This is a genomic window from Nonomuraea sp. NPDC050790 (genome assembly GCF_044456745.1).
Classification (GTDB): Bacteria; Actinomycetota; Actinomycetes; order Streptosporangiales; family Streptosporangiaceae; genus Nonomuraea.
On record NZ_JBITGF010000005.1, the window covers coordinates 110,050 to 130,263 of the forward strand.

Sequence of the window (20,214 nt, forward strand, 5' to 3'; positions counted from 1 at the left end):
TTTAGGTTAGGCTAACCTATCGCACCCGTCACCGGCTAGGCCGGGGGCAGGGTGGCCCGCCAGGGCACCGGGCTGGACAGGACCATCGAGCTGGTCGGCGTGCCGTACCCGGCCAGGCGGTCGATCAGCTCCTCGAAGTCGGCCATCGTCGCGACCGCGACCCGCAGCACGCAGCAGGCGCCGCCGGTCACGCGGTGCACCTCGAAGATGTCGGAGGAGTCGAGCGCCTCCGGGTGCCGCAGCACGCACCCCGGCCCGTAACAGGACATCGTGACCAACGCCACCACGCCGCGCCCGGCCGCCCTCGGGTCCACGTGCGCCCGGTAGCCGCCGATCACCCCGGACTCCTCCAGCTTGCGCACCCGCTCGGCCACCGCCGGCGGGGACAGGTGCACCCGCCGCGACAACTCGCTGAACGACAGCCGCGCGTCCGCCTGCAGCTCGCGCAGCAACAGCCAATCCATCTCGTCCACTTTCACCGCCGAAACCCGGAAGCCGAAATCAGGCGCCGACCGCCTGGTGGAACAGCCTAAAGGCCGTTGAATCGGCATTCCGCGCACAGGGTTCGCGCGGGCATCATGGCCGCATGGATGTCACCCCGATCACCGCACTCCAACGGCAGGAGCGGGCCGAGGCGAACGGCGGCGCACCCACGCTCGAGTTCGACCGGCAGGCGCCCTACGACCGTTACGTCCGCGCCAGCACCCTGCACGCCCTGCAGAGCCCGCTCAGCGATGACCCGGGCGAGATGTCCTTCCTCATGGTCAGCCAGGTCATGGAGCTGTACTTCGGCCTGATCCGCTACGAGCTGCGCCACGCCCAGGACCTCCTGGCCCGCGACGACGTCTGGGCCTCGCTGGCGCCGCTGCGCCGGGCCGCGCTGCATCTGGAGGCGCTCAACGCCTCCTGGCAGGGACTGCGCTGGATGACCCCGGCCGAGTTCAACCGCTTCCGCGACCTGCTCGGCGAGGGCTCGGGCTTCCAGTCGGCCATGTACCGGCACCTGGAGTTCACGCTCGGCCTGAAGTCGGAGTCGCTCATGCGCCCCTTCCGCCGCCAGCCCGAGGTCCACGCCGCGCTGCGCGAGAGCTTCGAGGCGCCCTCGCTGTGGGACGAGACGCTGGAACTGCTGCGCCGCCGCGGCCTGGCCGACGGGCCCGAGCAGGCCGTGCAGGCCTGGGTGACCGTCTACGCCGACTCCGGCCCCGACAACCACCTGCGCCTGCTCGGCGAGGCGCTCACCGAGGTCGCCCAGCGCTTCGGCGACTGGCGCTACCACCACCTGCAGTCGGTGAAGCGGGCCATGGGCGCCAAGGCGGGCAGCGGCGGCTCCGCCGGGCTCGTCTGGCTGGAGCGCAGCATGGCGCGGACCGTCTTCCCCGAGTTGTGGACCGCCCGCACCTTCATGTGAGGAGTCTCCCGTGGCAGCTTCCCCAGAGGTCGCGATCGTCGGCGCCGGGCTCGCCGGCTGCCTGCTCGCCTGCTACCTGGCCAGGCGCGGGCACCGGGTCACCCTCTACGAGCGGCGGCCCGACCCGCGCGCCGCGGGCGCCGAGCGCGGCCGGTCCATCAACCTGGCGCTGTCGGAGCGCGGGCTGTCGGCGCTGCGCGGCATCGGCCTGGAGGAGCAGGTCATGGCCGAGGCGCTGCCCATGCGCGGGCGGCTGATCCACCCGGTTCGGGGTGAGCTTGACCTGCAGCTCTACAGCTCCGACGGGCTGCGCTCGATCAACTCGATCAGCCGGGCGCGGCTCAACGCGGCCCTGCTGGACGCCGCCGAACGGCACGCCGAGGTCCGCTTCGAGCACCGGCTCACCGGCCTGGACCCGGCCACCGCGACCATGCGCTTCGCAGGCGGGCAGGAGGAGAAGGCGGCCGTGGTGCTCGGCGCGGACGGGGCGGGCTCCGCCGTACGGGCGCGGCTGGCCGAGCGCGCCGGGCTGCGCGAGCGCACCGACTTCCTCGGCCACGGGTACAAGGAGCTGACGATCCCGGCGCGCGGCGGCGAGTTCGCGATGGACCCGGGCGCGCTGCACATCTGGCCGCGCGGCACCTCCATGATGATCGCGCTGCCGAACCCGGACCGGTCGTTCACCTGCACGCTGTTCTGGCCGGATGAGGACTTCGCCGCGCTCGACTCGCCGGAGGCGATCCTGCGGCACTTCTCCGCGGTCTATCCCGACGCGGTCCCGCTGATCCCCGATCTGGTGGCGGACTTCGCGGCCAACCCCGTCGGGCGGCTGGGGACGGTGCGGGCCGTACCGTGGCAGGCGGGCGGGCGCGTGGGGCTCATCGGGGACGCGGCGCACGCGATCGTGCCCTTCTACGGCCAGGGCGCCAACTGCGCGTTCGAGGACGTCGTGGTGCTGGACCGGGTCCTGGACGAGACCGGCGACGACTGGGCCCTGGCGCTGCCGGAGTTCGAGCGGCGGCGGCGGGCCGACACCGAGGCCATCGCGGAGATGGCGCTGGCGAACTTCGTCGAGATGCGCGACAAGGTCGCCTCGCCGCTCTACCGCCTGGCCAGGCGGGCCGAGCACGCTTTGCAGGAGGCGCTGCCCGGCCGCTACGTCTCGCGCTACGAGCTGATCTCCTTCTCGACCGTCCCGTACGCGCGGGTGCGCCGCAGGGTCCGCCGCCAGCAGCAGGCCCTAGGCGCGCTCGCCGCCCTGGGCGCGCTGGGAGCCCTGGGGGCGGCGGCCCTGGCGGTCAGAGCCGTCCGGCGCCCATGAGCCTCAGAGCCGTCCGGCACTCATGAGCCTCAGGGGCGTCCGACGCTCATGTAGGTGAAGCCGAGGGCGCGCATCTCGGCAGGGTCGAGGTGGTTGCGGCCGTCGAACAGCACCGGCCTGCGCATGGTGTCGCGGACCTCGGCCCACGGCACCTGGCGCAGTTCGGGCCAGGCGGTCGCGAGGATCGCCGCGTCGGCGCCCGCCAGCGCCTCCTGCGGGCTGCCATGCCGTACGGCTGACGCCCAGGGCTCGGGCTGCCCGTCGGGCGCCAGCGGATCCCAGCACGTCACCTTGGCCCCTTCGGCCAGCAGCCGCGCGGCCAGCACGGTGCTCGGCGCCTCGCGCATGTCGTCGGTGCCCGGCTTGAACGTCATGCCGAGCACCGCGATCCTGGTGCCGCCGAGGCCGCCCAGCGCGTCCTTCAGCTTCTGGATGGCCCGCCGTTTCTGCATGTTGTTCACTTCGATGACGGCGTTCAGGAGCTGAGGGTGGTGGCCGGTGTTGCTGGCCAGTTGCTTCAGCGCCTCGGAGTCCTTCGGGAAGCAGCTCCCGCCCCAGCCGATCCCGGCGCGCAGGAAGTGCGGGCCGATCCGGTGGTCGAGGCCGACCGCCTTGGAGACCTGCTCCACGTCCGCGCCGGTCAGCTCGCACAGCACGGCGATCTCGTTCATGAAGCTGATCCTGGTCATGAGCATGGCGTTGCTGGCCAGCTTGACCATCTCGGCCGAGGCCACGTCCATCACCTCGACCGGCCCGTCCACGCCCTCGTGCAGGCCGGCGACGAGGCGGGCCACGGCCTCGTCCGAGGCGCCGACGACGACCCGGTCGGGGCGCATGAAGTCGGCCACCGCCTGGCCCTCCGCGGTGAACTCGGGGTTGGCGGCGTAGCCGACGTGGGCCAGGCCGCTCTCGTCGAGCACCGCCCGCACCCGGGCGCCGGTGCCCACCGGCACGGTGCTCTTCACCACGACGGCCTTCAGGTGCTCGGCGCCCTTCAGCGTCTCGACCACCGACCAGACGCGCGACAGGTCGGCGTCGCCCGCGGCGGTCGGCGGGGTGTCCACGCAGACGTAGACGATCTCGGTGCCGCTGAGGGCCTCCTCGGCGCTCAGCGTGAAGGTGAGACGGGCGGCGTTGCCCGCGATGAGCTCGGCCAGGCCGGGCTCGTAGATCGGCACCCGCCCGGCGTTCAGGAGGCGGATGCGCTCCTCCTGGATGTCGCGGACCGCGACGGTGTGCCCGAGCTCGGCCAGGCACGCGGCGGTCACCAGGCCGATGTAACCGGCCCCGAAAACTGCGATCTTTCGCATCTCTTCCTCACCTCTTCCTCCGCAAGAGTGCCCGAACGAGGCCGGGCTGCGGAAATCGGGGTGAGCCCTTCTCTATAGTGGGGCCACAGACATCCGATGAAAGGTGATATTTCCGGTTATGGCGATGCAGTCGTGGTTCCCTCAGGCCAAACTGGGGATCTTCGTCCACTGGGGCGTCTACGCCGTCGACGGAGTGGCCGAGTCGTGGTCGTTCTTCGACGGGCGGGTCGGCTACGACGACTACATGAAGCAGGTGGACAGGTTCACCGCCACCCGGTTCGACGCCCGGCAGTGGTCGGATCTGTTCGCCGCGGCGGGCGCCCGGTACGCGGTGCTGACCGCCAAGCACCACGACGGGTTCGCGCTCTGGCCGACGGAGTGGTCGCACTTGCGTACCGGACGCGACCTCGTCGGCGAGTACGTGAGCGCGATGCGCGAGCGCGGGCTGCGCGCCGGGCTGTACTTCTCGCACCTGGACTGGTCGCACCCCGACTACGCGAGCGTGGGCGCCGGCGACAACCGCTTCGCCTACCCGGTGCCAGGCGAGGAGGACCCGGCCGCGTGGGAGCGGTTCCTGGCCTTCCACCGGGGGCAGTTGCGCGAGCTCCAGGAGCGTTACGCGCCCGACCTGCTGTGGTTCGACGGCGACTGGGAACGCGACGCGGCGACCTGGCGGATGGCCGAGCTGCACGGGGAACTGCTCGCCCGGCAGCCGGAGGTGGTGATCAACGGGCGGATGCAGGGCTACGGCGACTACTCCACGCCCGAGCAGGGCGTGCCGATCGAGCCTCCGGCCGGTCCGTGGGAGCTGTGCCTGACGATCAACGACTCCTGGGGATTCCAGGGGCACGACACCAACCACAAGTCGGTGCGGCAGCTCGTGCGGATCTTCGCGGAGACCATCGGCGGCGGCGGCAACCTGCTGCTCGACGTGGGACCCCGGGCGGACGGGACGATCACCGACGAGCAGGCCGCGCGGCTGCGGGAGCTGGGCGCGTGGATCGCGCCGAGGGCCGAGGCGGTCTACCCGACGGGACGCGGGCTGCCGCCCGGCCACTTCAACGGGGCCAGCACGGTATCGGCGGACCGGCGGACGTTGTACCTGTTCGTGTTCGACCGGCCCAACGAGTTCGTGGTGCTGCGCGGGGTGCGCAACAAGGTGACGTCGGTGCGGGTGCTGGGCGGCGCCGGGGAGCTGCGGCACGAGCGGTTCGGCGGGCTGCACGAGGTGCCGGGCTGGGAGTACGTCTACCTGTCCGACGCCGACCTCGATCCGCTGTGCACAGTGCTGGAGGTCCGGCTGGACGGCGAGCTGGAGGTCTACCGTGACCACACCCGTGATTAGGCGCGTCGCGGTCTGCGGGATCGGCACGGAGTCGAGCACGTTCAGCGCACACCGCACCACCTACCAAGATTTCATCCTTTATCGCGATTTTTCGCGTTATCCGTTTCTCTGTCAGGACTCGGGGCTCTGGCCGGAGGAGGTGGCGGGGGTCCGGGTGGAGTTCGTCCCGATCCTGGTGGCGCGGGCGTTGCCGGGCGGCCGGGTCACGCGGGAGGCGTACGAGCGGCTCGAAGCCGAGATCCTCGCCGGGCTGCGGGCGGCGGGGCCGTTCGACGGGGTCTATCTCGACCTGCACGGCGCGATGCACGTCGAGGGCCGCGACGACGCCGAGGCCGGGCTCGCCGCCGCGATCAGGGACGTCGTCGGCCCCGGCCCGCCGCTGGCCGCCTCCATGGACCTGCACGGCCAGGTCTCGCGCCGCTTCGCCGAACTGGTCGACCTGCCCACCGCCTACCGCACCGCGCCGCACGTGGACGTGGAGGAGACCCGCGAGCGCGCCTGCCGCCTGCTCGTCCGCGCGCTGGCCGAGAATCTGGACGTGGTCCGCGCCTGGGTACGGCTGCCGCTACTGCTGCCCGGCGAGCGCACCAGCACCCGCCTCGACCCGGCCGCCACGATCTACGCCCGGCTGGAGCAGATCGAGCGGCGCCCCGGCGTCCTGGACGCCTCGATCTGGATCGGCTACGCCTGGGCCGACGCCCCGCGCTCCAGCGTCAACGTCCTGGCCACCGGCACCTCCCCCGCCGCGGTGCGCGCCGCCGCGACGGAACTGGCCGGCGCCCTGTGGCGGGCCCGCGACGACTTCGCCTTCGCCATGCCCGCCCTGCCGCCCCGCGCCGCCGTCGAGCACGCCCTGGCCTCGGACCGCCGCCCGTTCTTCGTCAGCGACTCCGGCGACAACCCCACCGCGGGCGGCTCGGGTGACGCGGCGCACTTCCTGGCCGACCTGCTGTCCACCCCGGCGCTGACGAGCGGCGGCAGGAGCGCGATCTGGGCCTCCTGCGTGGACCCCGCCGCCGTGGCCGCGTGCCTCGCCGCCGGGGTGGGCGGCCGGGTGAGCGTGCGGGTGGGCGGCGTCTTCTCCGGCGAGCCGCCGGTGCCGCTCCAGGGCACGGTCCACGCGGTACGGCCCGCCGACCCGGTGGGCGGCGACCTGGCCGTGGTCCGCTCCGGCGGCGTGCACGCGGTGCTGACCACGCGGCGCAAGCCGTACCACTTCATCAGGGACCTCCTCGACCTGGACCTCGACCCGGGACGGCACGACCTGACCGCCGTCAAGATCGGCTACCTGGAGCCCGACCTGCACCGCGCCGCCGCCGGCTCGGTCCTCGCCCTGACGCGGGGCGGCGTGAGCCAGGACCTCGCCGCCCTCCCCTACAGCCGCCTGACCCGCCCCATCCATCCCCTCGACCCGGACCTGCCCGCCCCCGACCTCACCCCCGTGCTGCTCCGCCGCCCCGGCTGAGCTCCGGGGGCCGTCAAGGAGGCGTCAGGATCGGCGGTCGCGGCATGGGGATTTCATGGGCATCGCCCCGCTCGCGGCGGCCGAGGCCGATAGTGGAGACATGACGGCTGTCGCCTCTGATCGTCCCCCTGATGGCAGAACCGCCATCGGCCGTGGCATGGAGCAGTTCCACCACCCGCGCCCGGTCTGCACCGGCCGCGGCCCCACCTTCCGCCCCACCCCCCAGCGCGAACGCCTGACGGCCGGGCTGACCGGCCGGGTGGTCGAGTTCGGCGCCGGTGACGGGGTCAAGCTCGCCTGCTATCCCCCGCAGGTCCGGGAGATCGTCCTGGTCGAGCCGGACCCGTTCCTGCGGGCCGCGGCGGAGGGGGTGGCGGGCGGGGTGCCCGCCGAGGTCAGCATCGTCGGCGGCCACCCGGCGAAGGCGCCGATGGAGGACGCCTCCTGCGACGCGGTGGTCCACGCGCTCTCGCTGTGCTGCTGCGCGTCCCTGGAGCGCACGCTCGCCGAGGCCAGGCGGATCCTGCGCCCCGGCGGCAGGTTGCGCTTCTACGAGCACGTCCGCTCGGCCAACCCCGTCGTGGCCATGACCGAGTCGCTGGTCGGCCCGCTGTGGGCGCGGGCCAGCGGCGGCTGCCGGCCCGGCCGCGACCCGGTGGCGGCGATCCAGGCGGCGGGCTTCGCGCTCGAACACCTCGACCGCTTCACCTTCCAGCACGTCAGCCACGTCCTCGGCGCCGCCGTCCTGACCCCCGAACGGCCCTGAGCGGGCGAAACATCCGCGCGATCAACCCGCCTGATCTCCCGATGACGACAGCGGGCTCATCGGCGTGATGCCGGCCAGGCGCCGGACACGTCCGGCGACCGGCAGAGCGCCGAGATGCTCGCCGAGACGCTGCTCGCCGGGGACCGGCTCGGGCGGGATGCCGCGGATCTACTCGACGGGCCCGTGGGGGGCGCCGACCGCGGTCATGTCGTCGAACACCAGGGCGCGCAGGGCGTCCGCGGCGGCGCGGTCCAGGATCGTCGCGCTGGCCGCCGGTCCCGGCGAACCGCCGCGCACCTGGGCCACCAGCCGCCGCCAGCGGCGGCTGTGCCGGTCGAACGTCGCGGCGGGCACCACCCGGCCGCGCGCGTGCTGCCCCGCCAGCGCCGTACGCGGCTCCACGTCCAGCAGGATCAGGTGGAACGGCCGGCCGCGCCGCCTGGCCAGCCACGCGAACCCGTGCAGAACATGCGGCCACGCGCCCCGGTTGTGGGCGACGACGGCGTGCCCGGCGGCCAGTTCGCGCCCGATCCGCGTGACGTGCCCCACGTAGACGACGAACGTGCGCACCGGCTTGGGCGCCCACACCAGCCGCCCCGCCCACCGGTTGCGCGACTGGCGCGAGTCGATCACCCTGACCCGGCCGGCGGCCACGGGCTCGCTCTCGTCGCCGGTCAGACCGTAGAGGCGGGTCAGCAGCGTGCTCTTGCCGGCGCCCGGCAGCCCGGTGAACACCACGAGCGATCCGGGCGGATATCGGAGAGCCTCGTCGGATTCCACGCGGCCCTCCCGTTATGACATGGCTGTCGGCGCTCAGCCTACCTGGCCCCCGCGGGGAACACGTCGAAGTGGACGATGACCCGGGCGGTGCCGGGGTGGTCGGGCCCTCTGGCGTCCGACAGCGTGCGGTAGGGCTCGATCACCTCCATGACGGCATCGCGCATGGCGATGCTCTCCTCGGTGGTCAGCCTCAGGGAACGGCGGGCCAGGCCGCTGGCCTCCACCCATTCCCTCGGGGTGTCGGCCTCCTCGGCCAGCCAGCGCTCCAGTTCGGCGCCGCGCTGCCGTACCAGATCGCGCAGGAGGACCTGGATGGCGCCGAGCGCCTCGCTGTCGCTGGCGTCGTCCGGCGAGCCGTAGCCGAAGCCGCCCGGGGTCACGCGCCAGTACTTCTCCTTGCCCCTGCCCATGCCCTCGGCCACCTCGATCATCCCGTGCTTGGCCAGCTCGCGCAGGTGGTAGCTGGTCGAGCCGGTGTTCTCGCCGACGTGGCCGGAGAGCTGGGTGGCGGTGGAGGGGCCGTGCTCCTCCAGCAGCTCGTACAGCCGCAGTCGCAGGGGGTGAGCGAACGACTTCATGGCGTTCACATCGAGGGTTCTCTTGGAAAACCGCTTGCCGGCCATCTGTGTGCAAACCTATCTTTGCAAAGAAACACATGCACAGTTTTCCTTACACACTAGCGGAGCCGGGATGCGTGCGTTCAGATTTCTGTGGTCGTCGTCGGCGCTGTCCAACCTCGCCGACGGCGTGCTGAAGGTGGGCACGCCCCTGCTCGCCGTCACCCTGACCCGCTCGCCGGCCGAGGTCGCGCTGGCGGGCGTGGCCACCACGCTGCCGTGGCTCCTGCTCGCGCTTCCGGCCGGCGCCGTGGCCGACCGCCAGGACCGGCGGCGCATCATGGTCCTCGCCAACGCCTTCCGCGCCGCCCTGCTGGTGGCCGTCGCCGCCTTCGCCTGGTCGGGCTCGCTGACCCTGTGGATCCTGCTGGGCGCCGTGCTGCTGTCCGGGACGGCCGAGGTCTTCGCCGACACCTCCGCCCAGTCGATCCTGCCGATGACGGTCCCCTCCGACCGCCTGGCCTGGGCGAACGGCCGCATCGTGGGCGCGCAGACGATCGGCAACGACTTCATCGGGTCGCCGCTGGCGGGCGTCCTGGTCGCGATCCTCCCGCCTGCCATCCTCGGCGCCCCCGGCCTCCTGTACGGCGCCGCCGGGCTCCTCCTGCTGGGCATGCGAGGCGCCTACCGCCCCGCCCCGGCGGCGCCCGTCCCCCAGCGGTCGCCCGCGCCACACGCCGGCGCGGCCACCGTCCCCGCCTCCCACGTGCCCGCCTCCGGGACCGGAACAGCCGGGGCGGGCGACGCGGCGGAGCCGTACCGGCGGAGTCTGGCAGGGGACATCGGCGAGGGCCTGCGCTACCTGTGGGCGCACCGGTTCCTGCGGCGGCTGGCGGTGGCCAGCGGGTTGCTGAATGTGGGCAACGCCGCCTACTTCGCCGTGTTCGTGCTGTGGGTGGTCGGGCCGGGGTCGCGGATGGAGCTGTCACCCGCGGCGTACGGGCTGATGATGACGGCCTTCGCGGCCGGCGCGGCCGGCGGGTCGTTCGTGGGCGACCGGGTGATCGGGTGGGGCGGCGAGGGACGCACGCTGGTGGGTTCCTGGCTGCTCAGCAGCGTGCTCCTGGTGGCGCCCGTGCTGGCGCCGCATCCGGCCGTGCTGTTCCCCGTGGCCGTGCTCTGGGGCGCCACCAACACCTGGTCCAACGTGATCGTCATCTCGACCCGCCAGCGGATCATCCCCGAGGGCCTGCTCGGCCGGGTCAACTCCGCCTACCGGCTGATCGGCATGGGCGGCATGCCGATCGGGGCGGGCGTCGCCGGTCTGGTGGGCGAGGCGTGGGGCGTGACCTCGGTCCTGTTCGCCTCGGTGGCCGTCTGTCTTTCGGGGGTCGCCCTGATCTCCCGCTCCATCCCCGCCTTCACCCCGGAGCGATCCTGACAAAGCACCACGATCCTGGTCACGGCACGTGCCCGCCACGCTCGCCGCCATCCCCGCCCTCATCGAATTTCCTGGGGGTTGAGCAGGAGCTTGACTATTCCCGACATAACCAGATCACGTTAGGTACCCTATGGCTTGCGCTGAGATGACATGATTGCCCCGGACAACGAGGGGATGGCATGCGGGAGATCGGCGGACGGTACCTCCTCAGCGAGGAGGCCGGTCGTGGGGGTATGGGAGTCGTCTGGCGGGCCTTCGATCAGCTCCTCCATCGAGAGGTTGCCCTCAAGGAGCTGACGCTGGCCGGTGAGGCCGAGGTGGTGCGCAGGCGAGTGCTGCGGGAAGCCCGCATGGCCGCCGGACTGACGCACCCCAACATCGTCACGGTCCACGACCTGATCGAGAAGAGCGGCAAGCTCTGGATCGTCATGGAGTACCTCGACGGCCTGTCCCTGCACCAGCTCCTCTCCCAGGTCGGCACCCTGCCCGCCCAGAGCGTCGCCGCGATCGGCCAGCACCTGCTCGCCGCCCTGCGCACCGCGCACCAGGCGGGCGTCCTGCACCGCGACATCAAGCCGGCCAACGTGATGCTCACCGGCGACCGCGTGGTGCTCACCGACTTCGGCATCGCGACGGCCGAGGGCGACATCCGCACCACGACCTCCCGCCGCCTGCGCGGCACCCCCGCGTTCATGGCGCCCGAGCGCCTGTACGGCGGTGCCGCCACCAAGGAGGCCGACATGTGGTCCTTCGGCGCGACCCTGTACAGCGCCCTGGAGGGCCAGCCGCCCTACCCGGGCCAGGACGCCGCCACCGTCCTCGCCATGGCCCGCACCGGCAGCTTCCCCACCCCGCGCCGCGCCGGAATCCTGCGCCCGCTGCTGGAGGGCCTCCTGCACCACGACCCGGCCCGCCGCTTCACCAACGAGCACACGGCCGGCCTGCTGGCCGGAGTCAGGGCGAGCACCTTTCAGGCCGCCATCTGAGCGAGGGCGGCCTCCGGACGTAGAGTCGGGGCATGCGGGATCTTGAGCGATTCGCGACCCTGACCACCGCGCACCTGGCCGACGGCTGCATCCGGGCCGGAGTCGAGGTCCGCTGCGCGCCCACGGCCGTCCAGGCCGTCGTCCCCGGCTCCCGGGTGATCGGCCGCGTCCTCCCGGCCAGGCACGTCGGCAGCGTGGACGTCTTCCTGGAGGCGTACGAGTCGGCCGAGCCGGGCGACGTCCTCGTGGTCGACAACGGCGGGCGCGAGGACGAGGCGTGCGTGGGCGACCTGGCGGTGCTGGAGGCACGGGCGGCCGGTGTGGCCGGGGTGGTCATCTGGGGGCTGCACCGCGACAGCGCGGACATCAGGGCGATCGGGCTGCCGGTGTTCAGCATGGGCGCGCTGCCGACCGGGCCGCTGCGGCTGGACGAGCGGCCCGCCGACGCCCTTGAGAGCGCCCGGGTCGGCGCCTGGACCGTGGGCCGCGACGATCTGGTGGCGGGCGACGAGGACGGGGTGTTGTTCGTCCCCGCGGCCCGCGCCGCCGAGGTGATCGCCCTGGCGGAGGGCATCAGGGACGCCGAGCGCGCCCAGGCCGAGCGCATCCGCGGCGGGCGCTCCCTGCGCGAGCAGCTCCGCTTCGGCGACTACCTGACGGCGCGGCGGGCCGCCCCCGGCCTCACCTTCCGCGAGTACCTGCGCGCGGTGGGCGGCGCCATCGAGGAGTGAGCCTCACCCACCGGGCGCCCGGAAGATCCGCCTCGGGTAGGGTGTGCGGCGTGATCGCCCGCCAGAGCCAGCTCGTCCTCGACTGCGCGGATCCGGCCCGCCTGGCCGCCTTCTGGGCCGCCGTGCTCGGCGGGGAGCCCGTGCACCGCGACCCGGGCTGGTCGTCGGTCGATCCCCCGGACGGCCTGCGCCTGGCCTTCCAGCGCGTCCCCGAGGGCAAGGCGGTCAAGAACCGCCTCCACCTGGACCTGTCGGTCGCCTCCCCCGCCGAGGCGGCGCGGGCGGTGCTCGCGCTGGGCGGGCGCGCGGTGGGCGAGCTCCAGGTGGACGCGGTGGGCGCCTTCCAGACGATGGCCGATCCCGAGGGCAACGAGTTCTGCCTCGTCAGCCCGTGATCAGTCCTTCTTGGCGCGCAGCTCGGCCTCCTCGGCGTCCATGGCCGCCGCCTCCTCGGGGGTGGGCGCGGTGCCGCCGAGGTGCGCGGGCTGCCACCAGACGCCCTGCGGGATCTCCGGGTACGTGCGCTGCGCCCGGTCGACCAGCTCCGACAGCCGGGTCTGCAGCGTGGCGGTGTGCTCGTTGACGTTCTCGCCGCGCTTGGGGTGCATCGGCTCCCCCACCAGGATGGTGATGGGCACGTGCCGCTGGGTGAGCTGCTTGGAGCGGCCCTTGGTCCACAGCCGCTGGCTGCCCCAGAGGGCGACGGGGATCAGGGGCACGTTGGTGGCCTGCGCCATCCGGATGGCGCCGTTCTTGATCTCCTTGACGGTGAACGAGCGGCTGATCGTGGCCTCGGCGAAGACGCCGACCACCTCGCCCGCCTTCAACATGCGCAGCGCCGTGGCATAGCTGCCCGCGCCCGCTCCTCGGTCCACCGGGATGTGCTTCATGCCGCGCATCAACGGCCCGGAGACCTTGTGATCGAAGACGTCCTGCTTGGCCATGAAACGCACCAGCCGCTTGGACGGCAGCGCCCCGAACCCGGCGAAGATGAAGTCGAGATAGCTGATGTGGTTGCTGACCAGAACCGCGCCGCCGGTCCTCGGCACGTGCTCGGTCCCCTCCATGTGGAAGCGGTAGTCCATCACCTTGAAGAGGGTCCGCGCCAGGGCGATCACCGGCGGGTACACGATCTCAGCCATGCCCGAACCGTAGCCTAGGTTGGACGGTGGTCGGGAGGGCGACCATTCCGCGGACGTTCCCGTGACGGACGCGCCGGATTCCCGACGGGTCCACGTCGTAGTCCGGCTCCACGGCTCTGACGAGTTCCTCCAGCGTGACACGGGCTTCGAGCCTGGCCAGGGCGGCGCCGAGGCAGTGGTGGCGGCCGGCGCCGAAGCTGATCGCGCGGGAGGTGTCGCGGGTCAGGTCGTAGGCGTCGGCGTCGGGGAAGGCGTCCTCGTCGCGGTTGGCGGAGCCGATGAGGAGCCAGATCTTGGATCCGGGTGGCAGCCGCCTGCCGTACAGCTCGGTCTCGCGCGTGAGGCGGCGGGCGATGCCGTGCGCGGGGGTGTCGTAGCGCAGCGTCTCCGCGGTCCATTCCGTGATCGCGCCCGCGAACGCCGCCGCGCGCTGGGCGGGGTGGCGCCAGGCGTGGAACCATGCGGCGTTGAGCAGGTGGGTGGTGGTCTCCGCGCCCGCCCCGATGAGCAGCATGAGGAACGCGACGATCTCCCCGTCGTCCAGCCCGTCGTCGCCGGCCAGGACGGAGACGAGGTCGTCGCGCGGCGTCTTCCTGCGCTCGGCGATGATCGCGGCGTAGTAGTCGCCGAGCCCGACGACGCTCTTGAGCCCTTCCTCGCCCATCCGGCCGTTGGGGTCGTAGCGGAGCAGGGCGTTGGAGCGTCCGCGGATCTCGGCCCGGTCGGAGGGCGGCACGCCGATGAGCTCGGAGATGACGTCGAGCGGCAGGCGGGCCGACAGCTCGGCGGCGAAGTCGAACGTGCCCATCTCCGCCGCGGCGGCGACGTAGTCGCGGGCCATGCGCCTGACCATGGGTTCGAGGGCGGCGACGCGGCGCTGGGTGAAGCCGCGGGCGACGATGGCCCGCATGCGGGTGTGGTCGGGCGGGTCCATGGCGACGAACGACAGGTAGGTCCGCGCCTTGGGCCCCCACGCGCCGGGATCGATCATGGGTCCGTGGTCGCTGGAGTACAGGTCGCTGTCGGGCAGCGCCGCGGCGACGTCGGCGTGCCGCGACAGCGCCCAGAAGCCGAGGTCCTCGTTGCGGTAGAGCGGCGCCTCCCGGCGCATCCTGGCGTAGACGGGGAACGGGTCGTCGATGATCGCGGGATCGTAAGGGCTGTAGACAGGCTCCACTCAGACCACGCTATTCCGCTTGCTCTCCGGTGAGAACGGGCATTAGTTGGTGACCATGAAGAAGCTCATCAATTCGCCCGCCGACGTGGTCGGCGACGCGCTGAAGGGCATGGCCGCGGCGCACCCGTCCCTCCGGGTGGCCGGCCAGGTCGTCTACCGGGCGTCGGGGCCGCGCGCGGGCAAGGTCGGGCTGGTCTCCGGCGGCGGCTCCGGGCACGAGCCCCTGCACGCCGGCTTCGTCGGGTACGGCATGCTCGACGCAGCCTGTCCGGGAGAGATCTTCACCTCACCGGTGCCCGACCAGATCATCGCCGCCACGCGGGCCGTCGACGGCGGCGCCGGCGTCCTGCACATCGTCAAGAACTACACCGGCGACACCCTCAACTTCGAGCTGGCCGCCGACCTGACCGAGGGCGTCGAGGTGACCGGCGTGCTGGTCGACGACGACGTGGCCGTCCAGGACTCGCTCTACACCGCCGGCCGCCGCGGCACCGGCGCCACGTTGTTCGTGGAGAAGATGGCCGGGGCGCTGGCCGAGGAGGGCGCGCCGCTGGCCCAGGTGGCCCGGGTGGCGGCCGAGGTGGACGGGCGCAGCCGCTCGTTCGGCATCGCGCTGAGCTCGGGCACGACGCCCGCGGCCGGCAAGCCCACGTTCGACCTGCCCGAGGACCAGGTGGAACTGGGCATCGGCATCCACGGCGAGCCAGGCCGCCGCCGGGCCCCGCACGCCACCGCCCGCGAGCTGGCCGAGGTCGCGATGGACGCCGTCCACGGCGACCTGCCCCTCTACGGCGACCTGCTCGTCATGGTCAACGGTATGGGCGGGACGCCGCTGATCGAGCTGTACGTGGTCTTCGCCGAGGTGGAGGCGTACGTGCGGGCGAAGGGCGCGCGGGTGGCGCGCTCACTGGTCGGCAACTACGTGACCAGCCTGGACATGCAGGGCTTTTCGGTCACCGTGTGCCGGCTGGACGACGAGCTGGCCCGGCTGTGGGACGCGCCGGTCGAGACGCCGGGCCTGCGATGGGGGCGCTGATGGACGACGCGTTCTGCTCGGCGTGGCTGCAGGCCGCCGCGCGGGCGGTCGCGGCCGGGCGCGAGCGGCTGACCGACCTGGACGCCGCGATCGGCGACGCCGACCACGGCGCCAACCTCGACCGCGGCTTCACCGAGGTACGGCAGGCGCTCGACTCCGGCGCCGCCGGGCGGCCGCTGGGCGTGGCGGGGATGACGCTGATCAGGAAGGTCGGGGGCGCGTCCGGGCCGCTCTACGGGTCGTTCCTGCGGGCCATGGGCGGGGCGCTCGGGGAGTCGTTCACGCTGTCCGAGTTCGCGGCGGCCTTCCAGGCGGGGGTGTCGGAGGTGGCTCGGCTCGGGAAGGCGGCCGAGGGGGACAAGACGATGCTCGACGCGCTCCTGCCCGCGGCCAGGGCGCTGGCGGAAGCCGTACGGGAGGGGGCGCAGGCCAGGGAGGCGTTCGAGCGGGCGGCGCGCGCGGCCGGTGAGGGGGCGTGGGCGACGGTGCCGCTGGTGGCGCGCAAGGGGCGGGCGAGCTACCTGGGCGAGCGCAGCGCGGGACACGAGGATCCGGGCGCGGCCTCCTCCGCGCTGATCGTCGCCGCCCTTGTGACGGCGGTGGAGGGCTGATGCCGGGCGGCGTCCGCGGAGAGGGCCTGATCGTGGAGAACGTGCCGGGCGGAGAGGGCCTGATCGTGGAGAACGTGCCGGGCGGAGAGGGCCTGATCGTGGAGAACGTGCCGGGCGGAGAGGGTCTGACCGTGGAGAACGTGCCGGGCGGGGAGGCGTGATGGTGGGGATCGTGCTGGTATCGCATAGTGCCGGTCTCGCGGCCGAGGCGGTGGCGCTGGCGCGGGGGATCGCGGGTGAGCAGGTGCCGATCGCGGCGGCGGGCGGGGCCGACGGCGGCGGGCTCGGGACCAGCTTCGACCTGATCGAGGCGGCCGTCGGCGCGGTGCAGCAGGGGGACGGGGTGCTGCTCATCCCGGATCTGGGCAGTTCGGTGCTGACCGCGCGGCTGCTGGTGGATCCCGGGCGGGTGGTGCTGGCGGACGTGCCGTTCGTGGAGGGCGCGGTGGCCGCGGCCGTCACCTCGGGCGCGGGGGCGCCGCTGGCGCAGGTGCTGGCCGCGGCCGAAGAGGCGCGGACGTTCCGCAAGGGCTAGTGGCCCCTGAACGCCTCCTCCAGCCACCAGGACGGCCGTTCCCTCGTGACCTTGGCGTGGACGAGGATCGCGCGGTCCCTGGGTCCGTCCAGCCAGGCGGACACGGCCCGCAGGTCGGCGGGCTCGGTGACGGTGACGGCGTCCAGGCCGAGCGCCCGTGCGACGGCCGCCAGGTCGGTGGGCGGGAAGGTCACGGTGTCGTGCGGGTGGCCGGTGAAGTGGTGGACCTCCGCGCCGTACGCCTCGTCGTCGTAGACCACGATCACCATGGGCAGGCCGAGGCGGGCCACGGTCTCGAGCTCCGAGATGCCCATGAGCGCGCCGCCGTCCCCGAGGGCGGCGACGGGCAGCCGGTCGGGCCTGGCCAGCGCGGCGCCGATGGCCGTGGCCAGCCCGAGCCCGATGGACTGGAAGGCCTGGGTGAAGCAGAAGCCACCCTCGTCCGGGACATCCATCCACATGGCCGGGTATCCCATGAAATTTCCGGAATCTGTGGCTATGAGGCGTTCGGCCGGGAGGATGTCGTCCAGGGCGATGCTGAGCGTCCGCGGGTCGATGCGCCCCTCCCCCGTCTCGTCCTCGTACGGCACCGCCCGCCACCTCCCCTCCGCCGCGATCCGCCGCGCCAGCTCGGCCGACCGATACCCGGAGCGCGAACGGTACCCGTCGTGCGGACCAGGCTCGTCGGGCGGACCAGGCTCGTCGTGCGGCCCATGTCCGCGGGACGGACCAGGCCCGTCGTACGGCCCATGCCCGCCGGACGGACCAGACCCGTCGTACGGACCAGGCTCGTCGGGCGGGAGGTGCCCGGCAGGCGAGCCGTACTCGGAGGGCGGGATTTCCTGTGGCGTGGGCAGGAGTTCGGCGACGGCGGCGGCTACCCGGGCGACGTCTCCGGTCACCGGCAGGTCCACCGGGACGTGCCGGGCGGCGACCGGGTGTTCCAGGTCGATCTGGGCCACGCGGGTGCCGGGGCTGATCAGGGTGCCATGGCGGGTGGTCCACATGTTGAGCGCGCACCCCCAGGCGACCACGAGGTCAGCGCCCTGGATGAGCTCGGCGGTCAGCGGGGTGCTGAAGCCGCCGCTGACGTCCAGATCCCAGGGGCTGCCGCGGAACAGGCCCTTGGCCACGGCGGAGGTGGCGAGCAGGGCGCCGGTCAGGTCGGCCAGGTCCTCCAGTTCCCGCCTGGCGTGCCGGGCGCCCCGACCGGCCACGAACACCGGCCGCCGCGCCTCCCCCAGCACCCGCGCCAGCACCCCCAGCCCCGCCTCCCGCGTCGCCGGAAGCGCCACAGGACCCGCCTCCTGAACCCCGGAACGACCGGGCAGACCAGGGTCGAGCGGAAACCTTGCCGGTTCGACCGCATACGCAGGCGTCCCGGGAGGCGACGAAGACGCGCCGAGATAGGACGGAGACGCGCCCAGCTCAGGCGTGGCCGGGGTAGACGACGGCGCGCTCGGGGTAGCCGCAGCGGATGCAGGCGTGACGGGGGCGGACGCAGGCCCAGGCCGGGCAGAGGCGGACGACGGCGTGGATGCGGCAGACGCGGGCGTGACGGGGGCGGACGCAGATCCAGGCCGGGCAGAGGCGGACGACGGCGTGGATGCGGCAGACGCGGGCGTGACGGGGGCGGACGCGGGTGTGGCCGGGTCGGGGGGAAAGGTGTCAGGGTTCGGTGGGGTGAGGGGGTCGGGGGTGGGCCTGGCGGGGGTGGACTGGATGTCCAGAGGCAGGCTCAGGAGGACGGTGCGGCGGTGGTCGCGGGCCACTCGCAGCGCCTCCAGCGCGTCCTCAGCCCGGCCCAGCCGCATCGGCACCGCCCCCACCGCCCTGGCCAGCGCCGCCTGGTCGAGGTGGAAGTTGGAGTGCGGGTCGGTGACGTCGGCGGCCAGGACGAGCAGGGGTGTGCGGCTCTTGGCGGCCTCGGCGATGCCGGTCATCGCGTTGGTGAGGCCGGGGCCCTGGTGGACGGTGAGGACGGCCGCCCTGCCGCTCATCCGGGCGTAGGCGTCGGCCATGGTGGCGGCGCCGCCCTCGTGCCGGGCGGCGACGAAGCGGGCGCCGTGCCGTACCAGGGCATTGGTGAGGTGGAAGTTGCCGCTGCCGACCACCCCGAACGCGGTGTCCACCCCCGCGGCGGCCAGCAGCCGCCCGACGGCCTCCGCGACGATCACCGCGCGGCCTCGGAGGCGCCTTGCTCGACCAGCGCCAGCACGCGCACGGGGCTGCCGGAGCCGCCGGTGATCGGCAGCGGCGGGGCCAGGACGACGGCGCCGGTGACGGGCAGGCGGTCGAGGTTGCGGAGCTGGGTGAGGCCGTACTTGCCGGCACCGAGGAGGAAGGAGTGGCAGGGGAAGGGCGGGTCGAAGGAGTGGGCGGCACCGGCGTCGGTGCCGACGGTCTCGACGCCGACGCCGAGGATGGGCGTCTGCTCGGCCAGCCAGCGCGCGCACTCGACCGAGATGCCGGGGCTGTGCGGACCCGTCTCGTCGGCGTTGAGGAAGGCGGCCTGGTCGTGGGAGCGCGCGTCCCAGCCGGTGCGGTACAGCAGCCAGCCGCCCTCCGGCAGCGCCCCGTTGGCCCGTTCCCACTCCTGGACGTGCTCGACCCGCAGCAGGAAGTCGGGGTCCTTCTCGGCCTCGGCGGCCACGTCGAGGACGACGGCGGGCGCGAGCAGGTGGCCGGTCGGCACCTGGGCGACGTCGTGCCCGTCGCGCCCGCTCACCCAGTGGACGGGGGCGTCGAAGTGGGTTCCGGTGTGCTCTCCGGTGTGGATGTCGTTCCAGTACCACGCGGGGCCACGGTCGTCGTAGCGGCTGATCTCCTCCAGCCGGAACGGGATGGTGTTCCCGAACGGCTCGGGCAGTTGCAGAATCGGCGTCTCCGACGACAGGGGCGCGGTCAGGTCGACGACCTCGATCGCGCCGCTGCGGATGGACTCCACCAGGCTGCGCAGTACGGACATGGCATCCTCCTCGGGACGTTTGGTTGTTGATTCCCCTGCCGGGGGTTCAGGATGCCCTGACCCAGGCGGCGCAGCCGCCGGTCTGGAACGCCTTGTCGGCCGGCTGGATCGTGACGGTGGCGGGGCCGGTGACCATGTCGGCGGCGAGCACGTCGCCGATCCCGCCGAGCCCCTTGAGCCGGGCCCAATAGCAGGCGCTCTGGCCGGGCGCGGGGCCGGTGGTGCGGTAGGTGCCGGGCTGCATCTCCTGCGGTACGGCCAGCGTCCTGTTCCCGCCCGCGAGCCCGGACGGCAACGACGACGGCAACCCGGACGGCAACGCCGAGGGCAGCCCGGAAGGCGACCCGGAGGGCAGGCCGGACGGCAGCGAAGAGGGCACCCCGGACGGCAGGCCGGAAGGCGGATCAGAAGGCAGGTCCTCGGAGGGCGGAGCGCTCTCGTCGGGCAGCGGCTCGTCCATCGTGACCGACACCGTCGGCCCCGGCGAGGTGACCGGCTCCCCCTCACCGAGCCCGGCGAAGTACCCGATCAGGAACCCCAGCGCGGCCGTCAGCCCGGCCACGAGCAGGATCACCGACGGACTGCTGGTCGCGCGCGGTGGTTCGGGAGGCCCGTACGTCACCGGACAAGAC

General features: G+C 73.1%; 22 protein-coding genes. 13 read left to right on the plus strand and 9 right to left on the minus strand.

Annotation, left to right across the window (positions count from 1 at the left end):
- Window positions 1-35: 35 nt before the first annotated feature.
- Complete coding sequence (locus ACIBEJ_RS25790) at window positions 36-464, minus strand: Lrp/AsnC family transcriptional regulator (RefSeq protein ID WP_397185385.1); 429 nt, start codon at window positions 462-464, stop codon at window positions 36-38.
- A gap of 122 nt (window positions 465-586) precedes the next feature.
- Between ACIBEJ_RS25790 and ACIBEJ_RS25795 the strand changes: the two genes are divergently transcribed.
- Together ACIBEJ_RS25795 and ACIBEJ_RS25800 are read left to right on the plus strand one after the other, a co-directional pair.
- Complete coding sequence (locus ACIBEJ_RS25795) at window positions 587-1,411, plus strand: tryptophan 2,3-dioxygenase (protein ID WP_397185386.1); 825 nt, start codon at window positions 587-589, stop codon at window positions 1,409-1,411.
- Window positions 1,412-1,421: 10 nt separating this feature from the next.
- Window positions 1,422-2,732: an FAD-dependent oxidoreductase gene (locus tag ACIBEJ_RS25800; protein WP_397185387.1), complete on the plus strand. Its 1,311-nt coding sequence runs from the start codon at window positions 1,422-1,424 to the stop codon at window positions 2,730-2,732.
- Between the two features lie 29 nt (window positions 2,733-2,761).
- Here the strand turns inward: ACIBEJ_RS25800 and ACIBEJ_RS25805 are convergent, their stop codons facing one another.
- Window positions 2,762-4,042 carry a UDP-glucose dehydrogenase family protein gene (locus ACIBEJ_RS25805; RefSeq protein WP_397185388.1) on the minus strand — a complete coding sequence of 427 codons (1,281 nt, stop codon included), beginning with the start codon at window positions 4,040-4,042 and terminating at the stop codon, window positions 2,762-2,764.
- Between the two features lie 118 nt (window positions 4,043-4,160).
- Here ACIBEJ_RS25805 and ACIBEJ_RS25810 point away from each other — a divergent pair, with 118 nt between their 5' ends.
- The 3 genes from ACIBEJ_RS25810 (at window position 4,161) to ACIBEJ_RS25820 (ending at window position 7,618) form a co-directional block, all read left to right on the plus strand.
- Entirely contained in the window at window positions 4,161-5,387 is a 1,227-nt protein-coding gene (locus ACIBEJ_RS25810) for an alpha-L-fucosidase (protein WP_397185389.1), read from the plus strand.
- Window positions 5,380-6,852 carry a M81 family metallopeptidase gene (locus tag ACIBEJ_RS25815; protein WP_397185390.1) on the plus strand — a complete coding sequence of 491 codons (1,473 nt, stop codon included), beginning with the start codon at window positions 5,380-5,382 and terminating at the stop codon, window positions 6,850-6,852. Before ACIBEJ_RS25810 ends, ACIBEJ_RS25815 begins: the two co-directional genes overlap by 8 nt.
- Before the next feature lie 100 nt (window positions 6,853-6,952).
- Window positions 6,953-7,618, plus strand: coding sequence for a class I SAM-dependent methyltransferase (locus tag ACIBEJ_RS25820; RefSeq protein WP_397185391.1), 666 nt, complete (start codon window positions 6,953-6,955; stop codon window positions 7,616-7,618).
- 168 nt (window positions 7,619-7,786) lie between these two features.
- Here ACIBEJ_RS25820 and ACIBEJ_RS25825 read toward each other — a convergent pair whose 3' ends face one another.
- The gene (locus ACIBEJ_RS25825; protein WP_397185392.1) at window positions 7,787-8,398 is read right to left on the minus strand and encodes an AAA family ATPase; all 612 of its coding nucleotides are present in this window, start codon (window positions 8,396-8,398) and stop codon (window positions 7,787-7,789) included.
- Window positions 8,399-8,436: 38 nt separating this feature from the next.
- Entirely contained in the window at window positions 8,437-8,976 is a 540-nt protein-coding gene (locus ACIBEJ_RS25830; protein ID WP_397185393.1) for a winged helix-turn-helix domain-containing protein, read from the minus strand.
- Window positions 8,977-9,088: 112 nt separating this feature from the next.
- On the opposite strand from ACIBEJ_RS25830, the gene ACIBEJ_RS25835 reads away from it, so the two are divergent.
- From ACIBEJ_RS25835 to ACIBEJ_RS25850, 4 genes are all read left to right on the plus strand, one after another.
- Window positions 9,089-10,396, plus strand: coding sequence for an MFS transporter (locus ACIBEJ_RS25835; RefSeq protein ID WP_397185394.1), 1,308 nt, complete (start codon window positions 9,089-9,091; stop codon window positions 10,394-10,396).
- A gap of 179 nt (window positions 10,397-10,575) precedes the next feature.
- Window positions 10,576-11,382 (plus strand): serine/threonine-protein kinase, encoded by an 807-nt coding sequence (locus ACIBEJ_RS25840; RefSeq protein ID WP_184961070.1) that lies wholly within the window; start codon window positions 10,576-10,578, stop codon window positions 11,380-11,382.
- Between the two features lie 32 nt (window positions 11,383-11,414).
- Entirely contained in the window at window positions 11,415-12,113 is a 699-nt protein-coding gene (locus tag ACIBEJ_RS25845) for an RraA family protein (protein WP_397185395.1), read from the plus strand.
- Between the two features lie 50 nt (window positions 12,114-12,163).
- Window positions 12,164-12,508: a VOC family protein gene (locus ACIBEJ_RS25850; protein WP_397185396.1), complete on the plus strand. Its 345-nt coding sequence runs from the start codon at window positions 12,164-12,166 to the stop codon at window positions 12,506-12,508.
- Here ACIBEJ_RS25850 and ACIBEJ_RS25855 read toward each other — a convergent pair whose 3' ends face one another.
- Both ACIBEJ_RS25855 and ACIBEJ_RS25860 read right to left on the minus strand, forming a co-directional pair.
- Window positions 12,509-13,255, minus strand: a complete 747-nt coding sequence (locus ACIBEJ_RS25855) for a lysophospholipid acyltransferase family protein (RefSeq protein ID WP_397185397.1) — start codon at window positions 13,253-13,255, stop codon at window positions 12,509-12,511.
- Window positions 13,248-14,432 (minus strand): cytochrome P450, encoded by a 1,185-nt coding sequence (locus ACIBEJ_RS25860; RefSeq protein WP_397185398.1) that lies wholly within the window; start codon window positions 14,430-14,432, stop codon window positions 13,248-13,250. The genes ACIBEJ_RS25855 and ACIBEJ_RS25860 overlap by 8 nt, the downstream gene beginning before the upstream one ends.
- A gap of 55 nt (window positions 14,433-14,487) precedes the next feature.
- Between ACIBEJ_RS25860 and dhaK the strand changes: the two genes are divergently transcribed.
- Genes dhaK through ACIBEJ_RS25880 form a run of 4 tightly spaced genes read left to right on the plus strand, consistent with a single transcriptional unit; the run spans window position 14,488 to window position 16,614 of the window.
- The gene (gene dhaK / locus ACIBEJ_RS25865; protein WP_397185399.1) at window positions 14,488-15,468 is read left to right on the plus strand and encodes a dihydroxyacetone kinase subunit DhaK; all 981 of its coding nucleotides are present in this window, start codon (window positions 14,488-14,490) and stop codon (window positions 15,466-15,468) included.
- Window positions 15,468-16,079, plus strand: coding sequence for a dihydroxyacetone kinase subunit DhaL (gene dhaL, locus ACIBEJ_RS25870; protein WP_397185400.1), 612 nt, complete (start codon window positions 15,468-15,470; stop codon window positions 16,077-16,079). The genes dhaK and dhaL overlap by 1 nt, the downstream gene beginning before the upstream one ends.
- Entirely contained in the window at window positions 16,079-16,240 is a 162-nt protein-coding gene (locus tag ACIBEJ_RS25875) for a hypothetical protein (protein ID WP_397185401.1), read from the plus strand. The genes dhaL and ACIBEJ_RS25875 overlap by 1 nt, the downstream gene beginning before the upstream one ends.
- Before the next feature lie 11 nt (window positions 16,241-16,251).
- Window positions 16,252-16,614: a PTS-dependent dihydroxyacetone kinase phosphotransferase subunit DhaM gene (locus ACIBEJ_RS25880; protein ID WP_397185402.1), complete on the plus strand. Its 363-nt coding sequence runs from the start codon at window positions 16,252-16,254 to the stop codon at window positions 16,612-16,614.
- Here the strand turns inward: ACIBEJ_RS25880 and ACIBEJ_RS25885 are convergent.
- The 3 genes from ACIBEJ_RS25885 to ACIBEJ_RS25895 are packed head-to-tail and all read right to left on the minus strand — an operon-like array spanning window position 16,611 to window position 20,204.
- Window positions 16,611-18,791 carry a thiamine pyrophosphate-binding protein gene (locus ACIBEJ_RS25885; RefSeq protein WP_397185403.1) on the minus strand — a complete coding sequence of 727 codons (2,181 nt, stop codon included), beginning with the start codon at window positions 18,789-18,791 and terminating at the stop codon, window positions 16,611-16,613. The two genes, ACIBEJ_RS25880 and ACIBEJ_RS25885, sit on opposite strands and share 4 nt — an antisense overlap.
- The gene (locus ACIBEJ_RS25890; RefSeq protein WP_397185404.1) at window positions 18,788-19,582 is read right to left on the minus strand and encodes a cyclase family protein; all 795 of its coding nucleotides are present in this window, start codon (window positions 19,580-19,582) and stop codon (window positions 18,788-18,790) included. The genes ACIBEJ_RS25885 and ACIBEJ_RS25890 overlap by 4 nt, the downstream gene beginning before the upstream one ends.
- A 46-nt stretch (window positions 19,583-19,628) precedes the next feature.
- Entirely contained in the window at window positions 19,629-20,204 is a 576-nt protein-coding gene (locus ACIBEJ_RS25895; RefSeq protein ID WP_397185405.1) for a hypothetical protein, read from the minus strand.
- Window positions 20,205-20,214: the final 10 nt, after the last annotated feature.

What these genes read in the sequence shown, in the direction of transcription:
- ACIBEJ_RS25840 (WP_184961070.1), top strand. Translation starts at nt 10,576, where the DNA reads ATGCGGGAGATCGGCGGACGGTACCTCCTCAGCGAGGAGGCCGGTCGT.
- ACIBEJ_RS25805 (WP_397185388.1), bottom strand. Translation starts at nt 4,042, where the DNA reads ATGCGAAAGATCGCAGTTTTCGGGGCCGGTTACATCGGCCTGGTGACC.
- dhaL (WP_397185400.1), top strand. Translation starts at nt 15,468, where the DNA reads ATGGACGACGCGTTCTGCTCGGCGTGGCTGCAGGCCGCCGCGCGGGCG.
- ACIBEJ_RS25835 (WP_397185394.1), top strand. Translation starts at nt 9,089, where the DNA reads ATGCGTGCGTTCAGATTTCTGTGGTCGTCGTCGGCGCTGTCCAACCTC.
- ACIBEJ_RS25820 (WP_397185391.1), top strand. Translation starts at nt 6,953, where the DNA reads ATGACGGCTGTCGCCTCTGATCGTCCCCCTGATGGCAGAACCGCCATC.
- dhaK (WP_397185399.1), top strand. Translation starts at nt 14,488, where the DNA reads ATGAAGAAGCTCATCAATTCGCCCGCCGACGTGGTCGGCGACGCGCTG.
- ACIBEJ_RS25830 (WP_397185393.1), bottom strand. Translation starts at nt 8,976, where the DNA reads ATGAAGTCGTTCGCTCACCCCCTGCGACTGCGGCTGTACGAGCTGCTG.
- ACIBEJ_RS25790 (WP_397185385.1), bottom strand. Translation starts at nt 464, where the DNA reads ATGGATTGGCTGTTGCTGCGCGAGCTGCAGGCGGACGCGCGGCTGTCG.
- ACIBEJ_RS25795 (WP_397185386.1), top strand. Translation starts at nt 587, where the DNA reads ATGGATGTCACCCCGATCACCGCACTCCAACGGCAGGAGCGGGCCGAG.
- ACIBEJ_RS25855 (WP_397185397.1), bottom strand. Translation starts at nt 13,255, where the DNA reads ATGGCTGAGATCGTGTACCCGCCGGTGATCGCCCTGGCGCGGACCCTC.
- ACIBEJ_RS25890 (WP_397185404.1), bottom strand. Translation starts at nt 19,582, where the DNA reads ATGTCCGTACTGCGCAGCCTGGTGGAGTCCATCCGCAGCGGCGCGATC.
- ACIBEJ_RS25845 (WP_397185395.1), top strand. Translation starts at nt 11,415, where the DNA reads ATGCGGGATCTTGAGCGATTCGCGACCCTGACCACCGCGCACCTGGCC.
- ACIBEJ_RS25875 (WP_397185401.1), top strand. Translation starts at nt 16,079, where the DNA reads ATGCCGGGCGGCGTCCGCGGAGAGGGCCTGATCGTGGAGAACGTGCCG.
- ACIBEJ_RS25810 (WP_397185389.1), top strand. Translation starts at nt 4,161, where the DNA reads ATGGCGATGCAGTCGTGGTTCCCTCAGGCCAAACTGGGGATCTTCGTC.